Origin of the sequence: Haloferax sp. KTX1, assembly GCF_902410085.1 — an archaeon.
Taxonomy (GTDB): domain Archaea; phylum Halobacteriota; class Halobacteria; order Halobacteriales; family Haloferacaceae; genus Haloferax; species Haloferax massiliensis.
Window position 1 is genome coordinate 1 of sequence record NZ_CABPRH010000291.1, and the last position, 408, is coordinate 408.

1 pseudogene is annotated in these 408 nt (G+C 65.0%); it reads left to right on the plus strand.

Going from position 1 to position 408, the window contains the following annotated elements:
* Positions 1–408 (plus strand): annotated as a pseudogene (locus FY251_RS21895) (class 1 fructose-bisphosphatase); the annotation flags it as partial.

Genomic DNA, 408 nt, shown 5'->3' on the forward strand with positions numbered 1-408 from the left:
CGAACAACTCCGTGGGGACGATAATCGGGGTCTACGACGCTGAACTGCCCGCGGCAGGCCGGGAAATGGTCGCATCGCTGATGGTGCTGTACGGCCCATACACGACGCTGACAATCGCCCGGTCCGACCGCGATGTCGTTCAGGAGCACCTCCTCCGGGACGGGCACAGCGAGCGCTGGGGCCAGTTCGAACTGCCAGCAGAGGCGACTGTTGACGGGTTAGCGGGCAAGACTGGCGAGCGAAGCGACGCGTTCAACGACATCGCCCAGTCCTTCGAGCGGGACCTGAAGCTCCGCTACGGCGGCGCGACCGTCGCCGACCTGGCGCAGGTGCTCGAATACGGCGGGCTGTTCGGGTATCCGGTGACGTCGGGGTACCCAAACGGTAAGCTTCGGGTCCACTTCGAAT